Annotated in this window: 9 protein-coding genes; 6 read left to right on the plus strand and 3 right to left on the minus strand. The window is 70.2% G+C overall.

Features of this window, described 5'->3' with window-relative positions; translation table 11 throughout:
• The first annotated feature begins 128 nt into the window (after positions 1–128).
• The 4 genes from ACFVJS_RS22985 to rlmN all read left to right on the plus strand — a co-directional run bounded on the left by ACFVJS_RS22985 (position 129) and on the right by rlmN (position 3,270).
• On the plus strand, positions 129–1,037 hold the full coding sequence (locus ACFVJS_RS22985) for a phosphatidate cytidylyltransferase (protein ID WP_378885388.1): 909 nt from the start codon (positions 129–131) through the stop codon (positions 1,035–1,037).
• A 14-nt stretch (positions 1,038–1,051) separates the two neighbouring features.
• Positions 1,052–1,555: a histidine phosphatase family protein gene (locus tag ACFVJS_RS22990; RefSeq protein ID WP_378885391.1), complete on the plus strand. Its 504-nt coding sequence runs from the start codon at positions 1,052–1,054 to the stop codon at positions 1,553–1,555.
• 77 nt (positions 1,556–1,632) lie between these two features.
• Complete coding sequence (locus tag ACFVJS_RS22995) at positions 1,633–2,031, plus strand: hypothetical protein (RefSeq protein ID WP_378885393.1); 399 nt, start codon at positions 1,633–1,635, stop codon at positions 2,029–2,031.
• A gap of 120 nt (positions 2,032–2,151) precedes the next feature.
• Complete coding sequence (gene rlmN / locus ACFVJS_RS23000; protein WP_378885416.1) at positions 2,152–3,270, plus strand: 23S rRNA (adenine(2503)-C(2))-methyltransferase RlmN; 1,119 nt, start codon at positions 2,152–2,154, stop codon at positions 3,268–3,270.
• Between the two features lie 17 nt (positions 3,271–3,287).
• Here the strand turns inward: rlmN and ACFVJS_RS23005 are convergent, their stop codons facing one another.
• Positions 3,288–3,722, minus strand: coding sequence for a hypothetical protein (locus tag ACFVJS_RS23005; protein ID WP_378885395.1), 435 nt, complete (start codon positions 3,720–3,722; stop codon positions 3,288–3,290).
• A 329-nt stretch (positions 3,723–4,051) separates the two neighbouring features.
• Between ACFVJS_RS23005 and ACFVJS_RS23010 the strand changes: the two genes are divergently transcribed.
• Positions 4,052–5,212, plus strand: a complete 1,161-nt coding sequence (locus ACFVJS_RS23010) for a glycosyltransferase family 4 protein (protein WP_378885398.1) — start codon at positions 4,052–4,054, stop codon at positions 5,210–5,212.
• Here ACFVJS_RS23010 and ACFVJS_RS23015 read toward each other — a convergent pair.
• Positions 5,187–6,299 (minus strand): LOG family protein, encoded by a 1,113-nt coding sequence (locus tag ACFVJS_RS23015; protein WP_378885401.1) that lies wholly within the window; start codon positions 6,297–6,299, stop codon positions 5,187–5,189. The genes ACFVJS_RS23010 and ACFVJS_RS23015 overlap by 26 nt on opposite strands.
• Positions 6,300–6,317: 18 nt before the next feature.
• Positions 6,318–7,196 (minus strand): oxidoreductase, encoded by an 879-nt coding sequence (locus tag ACFVJS_RS23020; RefSeq protein ID WP_378885404.1) that lies wholly within the window; start codon positions 7,194–7,196, stop codon positions 6,318–6,320.
• Between the two features lie 71 nt (positions 7,197–7,267).
• On the opposite strand from ACFVJS_RS23020, the gene ACFVJS_RS23025 reads away from it, so the two are divergent.
• A partial coding sequence (locus ACFVJS_RS23025; protein ID WP_378885407.1) for a TetR/AcrR family transcriptional regulator occupies positions 7,268–7,762 on the plus strand: 495 nt, incomplete at its 3' end.

The following is a 7,762-nucleotide window of genomic DNA, read 5'->3' on the forward strand; positions in this document are numbered from 1 at the left end:
ACAACGCGAAAAGATCGAGCGAGCGCGCCGCTGAGCTTGCGAAGCGGCGACCGCGTGTCGAGATCCACCGAGCGACGCAGTCGAGTCCCACGAGCGCCGCGGGTCGAGACCAGAAAGAGGACCTGAGCATGAAGGAATCCGTTGTGAGCCAGACGCCGCCGTCGCCTTCTTCGTCAGCTTCCGAGCCGCCGAAGAAGGACTACGGACGCGCCGGCCGCAACCTGCCCGCGGCGATCGGTTCCGCCGTCGTCCTGCTGGTTGCCATCGCGCTCAGCCTGATGTTCGTGAAGACGGCGTTCATGCTGATCGTCGTCGCCGCGGTCGTGGCCGCGACCTGGGAGCTCCACCGGGGCCTGATGGCCAAGGACATGGACGTCCCCGAGCAGCCGTTGATGATCGGCGGCACGGTGATGGTCCTGGTCGCCTACTTCCTGGGCGCCGACGCGCTGGTCACGGCCACGGCGGTCACCGCTCTGGTGATCATGCTGTGGGTGCTGCGCCGTGGAGTCGACGGCTACGTGCGTACGTCGGCGGCAGCCGTCCTCACCCTGTTCTACCTGCCGTTCCTGGGCTCGTTCGTCGCCCTCATGCTCGGCGAGGGCGGCGACTGGACCTCGGGCGGTCTCTCCGACGACGGCGTACGCGGCATCATCGTCTGGGTCCTGCTGACGATCATGTCCGACATCGGCGGCTACATCGCCGGGGTCCTCTTCGGCCGGCACCCGATGGCGCCGGTGATCTCGCCGAAGAAGTCCTGGGAGGGCTTCGCCGGCTCGGTGGTCTTCACCGTCGCGACCGGCGTCGGCCTGGTCGTGTGGTTGCTCGACGGAGCCTGGTGGATCGGCGTCGCGCTCGGCGTGGTCGCGTGCGTGATGGCTGTCCTCGGAGACCTGGTCGAGTCGGTCATCAAGCGCGATCTCGGCATCAAGGACATGAGTCAGATCATCCCCGGCCACGGCGGCCTCATGGACCGCCTCGACTCGCTCCTGGCGACTGTCGCCCCGGTCTGGCTGATCCTCCACTACGCGGTTTTCTGAGGGCGCGTCTTCTGATGCTCTTCCTCGTACGCCACGGCCGGCCCGTCCAGGTCCGCGGCGTCGCCGCGGAGCGCTGGGAGCTCGACCCGGCCGGTTTCGACGACGTCTGGGCCCTGCGCGACCGTCTCCCGGCCGGTGCGGCGTGGTACTCCTCGCCCGAGCCCAAGGCGCAGCAGACCGCCCAGCTGCTCACCGATGGTGAGGTCGGCGTGGTCGACGCGCTGGGTGAGCACCGCCGTGGTGCGGCCTGGGTCGATGACTTCGAGGCCACGGTCCAGCGCGCCTTCGCGGAGCCGACCGTGCCTGCCTACGACGGCTGGGAGCCGCTCGAGGAGTGCCGGGCCCGCGTGACCAAGGCGGTGGCCGGCATCCTCTCGGCCCATACGGGCGAGGACGTCGTGCTCGTCGGTCACGGCACGGCGTGGACCGTCCTGGCGAGCGAGCTCACCGGCACGCCGCCGGACCTCGACCGGTGGCGAGGCCTGCGCTTCCCGGACGTGTTCACCGTCGACGTCTGATCGCGCGGATTCACCCGAGTTCGTCGGGGCAGCGATTCTTTACCGAAGACGGCGGGCTTCGGCGCTACGGTTGAAGAGTGACCCAGCGTCCCGCGGACCTCGACGTGGATCCCGATCCAGACGTCGAGGCTGATCACGGCCCGGAGGAGGAGTCCTCGGGGTCCGGTGGGCTGTGGGCGTGGTTGCACGACTCTCACCCCACCGTGGCGGCCCTGGTCGGGTTCTATCTCGGCCTCGCGTACGCGATCCTCGTGCCCGGCACCTGGGGCGCTCTGCTGACGTGGATGGTCGGACAGGAACGGGCCGAGGAGCTGTTCCCGTGGGTGGCGCTGACCCTGCTGGTGCCGCTGGCCCTGCTCGTCCCGCGCAAGACCCGCCGACTGGCCCAGTTCGTCTGGCTGGGGATCATCCTGACCGTGGTGGTCGTCGTCGGAGTCGGCGCCGCGGTGTTCTGGATCCTGCTCACGACGGGCTGACCGGGCGGCCGGATCGAGGTTTCGCCGTACGCCGCACCCCGGTGGGACACTGGAGGGGTGACTCAGCCCGACCCCGTGACCGTACCGGCCCCGCACAGCCCCGAGGCAGAGGCCGCCGCGATGGAGGGGCGCCGCCTGCCGTTGGTGATGGCGCCGCCCAAGGGTCGCGGCAAGCCGCCGCGCCACCTGGCCGACCTCGATCTGGCCGGCCGCCAGGAGGCGGCGAAGGAGGCGGGCTTGCCGGGGTTCCGGGCCAAGCAGCTCTCGGTGCACTACTTCGAGCGGCTGGTCGACGACCCCGAGAAGATGACCGACCTGCCCGCGGCACAGCGTCAGGAGCTCGTCGACACCTTCCTGCCCGACCTGATGACGCCGATCCGTCAGCAGGAGGCCGACAAGGGCACCACCCGCAAGACGCTGTGGAAGCTCTTCGACGGCGCCCTTGTCGAGTCCGTGCTGATGCGTTACACCGACCGCGCCACGGTCTGCATCTCCTCCCAGGCCGGCTGCGGCATGGCCTGCCCGTTCTGCGCCACCGGCCAGGGCGGCCTCGAGCGCAACATGTCGACCGCCGAGATCGTCCACCAGGTCGTCGTCGCCGCGCGGCAGATGGCCAGCGGCGAGATCCCCGGCGGCCCCGGCCGCCTCTCCAACGTGGTCTTCATGGGCATGGGGGAGCCGATGGCCAACTACAAGGCCATGATGGGCGCCGTACGCCGCCTCACCTCGCCCGCACCCGAGGGGCTGGGCCTCTCCGCCCGCCACGTGACCGTCTCCACCGTCGGCCTCGTACCCCGGATCAAGCAGCTCACCGAGGAGGGCGTCCCGGTCACCCTCGCCCTCTCGCTGCACGCGCCCGACGACGAGCTGCGCAACGAGCTGGTCCCGATCAACACTCGCTTCTCGGTCGCCGAGACCGTCGAGGCCGCCTGGAACTACGCCCGCGTGACCAAGCGCCGCGTCTCCATCGAGTACGCCATGATGCGCGGCATCAACGACCAGGCCTGGCGCGCCGACCTCCTCGCCGACGTCCTCAACGGCTACGGCGACTGGGGCTGGGTCCACGTCAACCTGATCCCGCTCAACCCGACCCCTGGCTCGAAGTGGACCGCCTCCGACCCGGCCGACGAGCGTGAGTTCGTACGCCGCCTGGAGGCCAAGGGCATCTCCACGACCGTCCGCGACACCCGCGGCCGGGAGATCGACGGAGCCTGCGGCCAGCTCGCCGCCGCTGAATAGCCCGAGTACCGCCCGGATCAAGCCCCTGGCGAGGGCCGGCGCTCGTGGCCGTGCCGGCCTGGGGTGCGGCGGGCCTCCTTCATCTCCGACTCGTAGAGGTGCCGCTTGCCCCCGACGAGGGCGTCGCGTGCCTCCTTCTCCAGCCGCTTGAACGTGGCGTAGTAGCCGTCGTCGTACTCCTCGACGATCTGGAACGTCCACCGGCCGAAGAGCACGTTGCGCCCGACGAGATCGCGCTCGAACGTGTCCGCCAGCTCGGTGTGGCCGGCCTCGCGCAGCTGCTGGACGCCCTTGCCGAGGGTGAGGTCGGCCGTGCCGGTGATGCGGTGCAGCGCGTACAGATGACCGCGGGCGATCTCGATCGCCTCGAGTGCCTCGCTGATGGTGCCGAGCGCCTCGACGGTGAGGTCGTCGACGCCTTCGGGCCGGATGTGCTCCTCATCGGTGGTCATCCCGCGATCGTGGCAAAGTGAGTGGGCACGCGGCAACCCTCGGCGCGCCGCCTAGGACCACGTACGCGGACCGGTCCGAAGGGCCCGGCCCGCGCACATCCCCCTTGACGATGCCGCTTGCAGCACGTTGCGAGCCTAGGAACACCACCTCACCGACTTCTGTCGGTCGAAGGTTGCGATGACAGATTTCTGAGAGTCACGCAACGTTTCCGCTGATGACACCGCGTGGACTATCTGTCGTCCGGCACGGGGTTCTGGCCACGGTAGGTTCACCGACCTGTCAACCAAGTCGGGGATCACGTTGCCGGATGGCGCTCACCATCGGAAACATGAGCATCAGCCTCGATCGGGTCCCGCTGGTCGCCGCCAACTCAGAGCCGCTCCGTGTCCTCATCGTCACGGAGTCGTTCCTGCCGCAGGTCAACGGCGTGACGAACTCCGTACGCCGTGTCCTCGAGCATCTCGCGGTCGACGGTCATACCGTCGAGGTCGTGGCCCCCACCGGGCCCAACGAGTATGCCGGGTTCCCGGTGACCCGCACCCGCGGGGCGACGTTCTGGGTCTACAAGGACTTCCGCGTCGGTCTCGAGACGCGGCGCAAGCTGCGCGCGGTGATGCGCCGGTTCGGCCCCGACGTCGTCCACGTCGCTTCGCCCGCACTGCTCGGGCGACAGGCGGTGCTGGTGGCCAAGGAGCTCGGCATCCCGAGCGTGGCGATCTACCAGACCGACCTCGTGGGCTTCTGGGACAAGTACAAGGCGGTCGGCGGCCCCCAGGCGGCCGCGATGCTCACCCGGCAGGCGCACTCGGCCGCCGACCGCACCCTGGCGCCGAGCTCCTCGGCCCTCACCCAGCTCGAGGGTCTCGGCGTGCAGCGGACCGGCCTGTGGCCGCGCGGCGTCGACGTCGAGCTGTTCCACCCGAGCCGCGTCAACCACGACCTGCGCGCCCAGCTCGCGCCCAACGGCGAGACGATCGTCGGGTACGTCGGTCGCCTGGCCCAGGAGAAGGAGCTGCACCTGCTCGCGGCGCTGGCGCGCAACCCGGCCTACAAGGTCGTGCTCGTCGGCGGTGGCCCGCAGGAGAAGGAGCTGCGCCAGCTGCTCCCGAAGGCGACCTTCATGGGCGTGCTGCAGGGGGAGGAGCTGGGGGCTGCATACGCCTCGCTCGATGTGTTCGTGCACACCGGCTCCCACGAGACCTTCTGCCAGGCGGTCCAGGAGGCGCTCGCCTCCGGCGTCCCGGTGGTCGCGCCCCGCTCCGGCGGGCCGCTGGACCTGGTCGCCGACGGCGTCACCGGGTTCTTCTACGAGCCCGGCAGCCGCGACGACCTCGGCTCCCACGTCGCGCTGCTCCACAACGACCCGCAGCTGCGGCTCCGGATGGGACGCGAGGCGCGCAAGAGCGTCGCGCACAAGTCCTGGGGCGCGGTGAACGCGGCGCTCGTCGACCACTACCGCGACGTCATCCGCTCACGCCAGCTGCGATGACCTCGAGCACCTCCTCGGCGGTGTCGACGAGGTGGATGTGCTCCTCCATCGCGCGGCCGCGAGCGAGGGCCTGCAGGAGCGGCCAGACCGGCAGCTCCTCGGTCCAGTAGCGCCGCCCGACCAGCACCATCGGCGCGACCGCGCTGATGTCGGCGTAGTAGTTCTCGCAGGCGTCCTGGAACACCTCCTGGACCGTGCCGCCGGCACCCGGCAGGAAGACGATCCCGCCGTCACAGACCTCCAGCAGCACCGCCTCGCGGGTGGCGTTGCGGAAGTACTTCGCGATCGCTCCGGCGAACACGTTGGGCGGCTCGTGCCCGTAGTGCCAGGTGGGGATCCCCAACGACCGGCCGGGCCTGCCCTCGACCCCGTTGCGTACGTCCAGTGCCACCTGCGCCCACGCCCGGATCGAGGGCCGGAACGAGGGCACCGTGGCCAGCGTCTCGAGCGCGTCCTCCAGTGCGGTCTTCGGAGCGCCGGCGAGGAAGGCACCGAGGTTGGCGGCCTCCATCGCTCCCGGGCCGCCGCCGGTGGCGACCACGTGACGGCCGGCCAGGTGCTGGGCGAGGCGGGCAGCGGTCGCGTACGCCTCCTCGCCGCGCTGCAGCGCGTGCCCGCCCATCATCCCGACGATCCGCGTCCCCTCGTCGCGTCGTGCCCGCACCCACGCCTCCAGTGCGGAGTCGATCGCATGGTCGTGGAGGGTGATCGCGAGCTCGTCGTCGGCGTCGAGCGGCTGCTGCAGCCAGGCGTACGCCCTCGCGTCCAGGCTCCGGGCGTAGATCGCGTCGTCGTAGAGCTCCTCGGGGGTGTAGAGCCGGGAGCGGTAGACGTCGACCGGGACCTCCGGGATCACCGGCATCACCAGCGCACCTTCGTCCTCGGCGTAGTCGACGTCCCCGGGTGCGAAGGTGCACCCGAGGAACGTCGCCCCGGCGAGCTCGGTCTCCCGCAGGGTGCCGGAACGGGAGGTCAGGTCCAGCGCCCGCAGCCGCCATCCCCTCAGGCTGTCCGCCCCGGCGGCCAGGTGCCCGTCGAGCTCCGCGACCGACTCGATGTCGACGTGCCGTCCCCGGTGATGCTTCATACCGAGAAATCTACCGACTCACAGTGGCCAGGAGACTCCGGTGAGCTTCTCGGACTCGGTCCACAGCTTGCGGGCGAGGTCGGGGTCGGAGGCCACCGCGGTGCGGCCGACCAGGGTCGGGCTGCCCCGGTACTCGCCCAGCCCGTCGGGCCCGACGTAGCTTCCCGGCGGAAGATCCTGGCTGGCCGCGTAGAGGGTCGGAAGCGCGCCCGCCTCCGCGGACTGGGCGACGATCCGGTTGCCGAGCGCCATGAGGGCGTGCTTGACGGGGTTGCCGGTGTGGCTCTGCAGGTTGGTCGCGGAGTAGCCCGGGTGTGCGGCGTAGGCCCGGCGTCCGGTGCCCTCCAGGCGTCGCTGCAGCTCGAGGGTGAAGAGCAGGTTGGAGATCTTCGACTGCCCGTAGGCCCTCTCCGGCTGGTAGTCGCGCCGCTCCCAGTTGAGGTCGTCGAGATCGAAGCCGCCCCAGCGATGGGCCGAAGAGGCGACGGTCACGACACGGTCGCTGATGTGGGGGAGCAGCAGGTTGGTGAGCGCGAAGTGCCCCAGGTGGTTGGTCGCGAACTGGCTCTCGTAGCCGTCGGTCGTGAGCCGCTTCGGCACCATCATGATCCCGGCGTTGTTGATGAGTACGTCGATCTCTCCCTCCCATTCCTCGGCGAAGCGCCGCACCGAGCCGAGGTCGGCCAGGTCGAGCGAGCGCACCTCGGCGCTGCCACCGATCGTGGCGGCAACCTCCTCGCCGGCGGCGACGTTGCGTACGGCCAGGACGACCCGGGCACCCTTCGCGCCCAGCTCGGTGGCGACGACGCGGCCGAGACCGCTGGTTGCGCCAGTGACGATCACGGTGCGGCCGTCGAAGGACGGCAGTCGTGCGGAAGTCCACTTCTGTTCGGTCATGACTTCAATCTAGGCGATGCCAAGAATCTTGACAACGCCTAGACTGGTGAAATCTCGATAAGGTGTGCCTGATGACCGAGACGATGACCCGCTACCACCACGGCGACCTGCGCGCTGCGGTGCTCCGCCGCGCGGAGGAGGTGCTGCGCGAGTCAGGCACCGACGCGCTCTCGCTACGCGGCATCGCCCGCGATCTGGGCGTGAGCCATGCCGCGCCGAGCGCTCACTTCCGGGACAAGAACGCACTCTTCGACGCGCTCGCGGTCACCGGATTCCGGCGGCTGGGCGAGGTGATGGACGCCGCTCTGGCCGTTCGTGGCTCGCTGACCGACGACCTGGTGGCATTCGCCTCGGCCTATCTCGACTTCGCCACCGACAACCCGGCACTGCTCTCGGTGATGTTCGCGCGCAGGCACACCGAGACCGCCGGCGCCGAGATCGCTGAGGCGATCGCTGCCGCCTTCGCCCGGCCCACCGCCGTGCTCACCGATGCCCAGGCCCGCGGTGAGGTGGTCGACGGTGACCCCGAGGTCATCGGGGTCACCGTCCTGGCCGCGCTCCAGGGC

Source organism: Nocardioides sp. NPDC057772, from assembly GCF_042798075.1.
Lineage (GTDB): Bacteria > Actinomycetota > Actinomycetes > Propionibacteriales > Nocardioidaceae > Nocardioides.

Bases quoted from the DNA above. Each gene is read 5' to 3' on its own strand.
- ACFVJS_RS22985 (WP_378885388.1), top strand. From the start codon at position 129: ATGAAGGAATCCGTTGTGAGCCAGACGCCGCCGTCGCCTTCTTCGTCA.
- ACFVJS_RS22990 (WP_378885391.1), top strand. From the start codon at position 1,052: ATGCTCTTCCTCGTACGCCACGGCCGGCCCGTCCAGGTCCGCGGCGTC.
- rlmN (WP_378885416.1), top strand. From the start codon at position 2,152: ATGGAGGGGCGCCGCCTGCCGTTGGTGATGGCGCCGCCCAAGGGTCGC.
- ACFVJS_RS23005 (WP_378885395.1), bottom strand. From the start codon at position 3,722: ATGACCACCGATGAGGAGCACATCCGGCCCGAAGGCGTCGACGACCTC.
- ACFVJS_RS23010 (WP_378885398.1), top strand. From the start codon at position 4,052: ATGAGCATCAGCCTCGATCGGGTCCCGCTGGTCGCCGCCAACTCAGAG.
- ACFVJS_RS23015 (WP_378885401.1), bottom strand. From the start codon at position 6,299: ATGAAGCATCACCGGGGACGGCACGTCGACATCGAGTCGGTCGCGGAG.
- ACFVJS_RS23020 (WP_378885404.1), bottom strand. From the start codon at position 7,196: ATGACCGAACAGAAGTGGACTTCCGCACGACTGCCGTCCTTCGACGGC.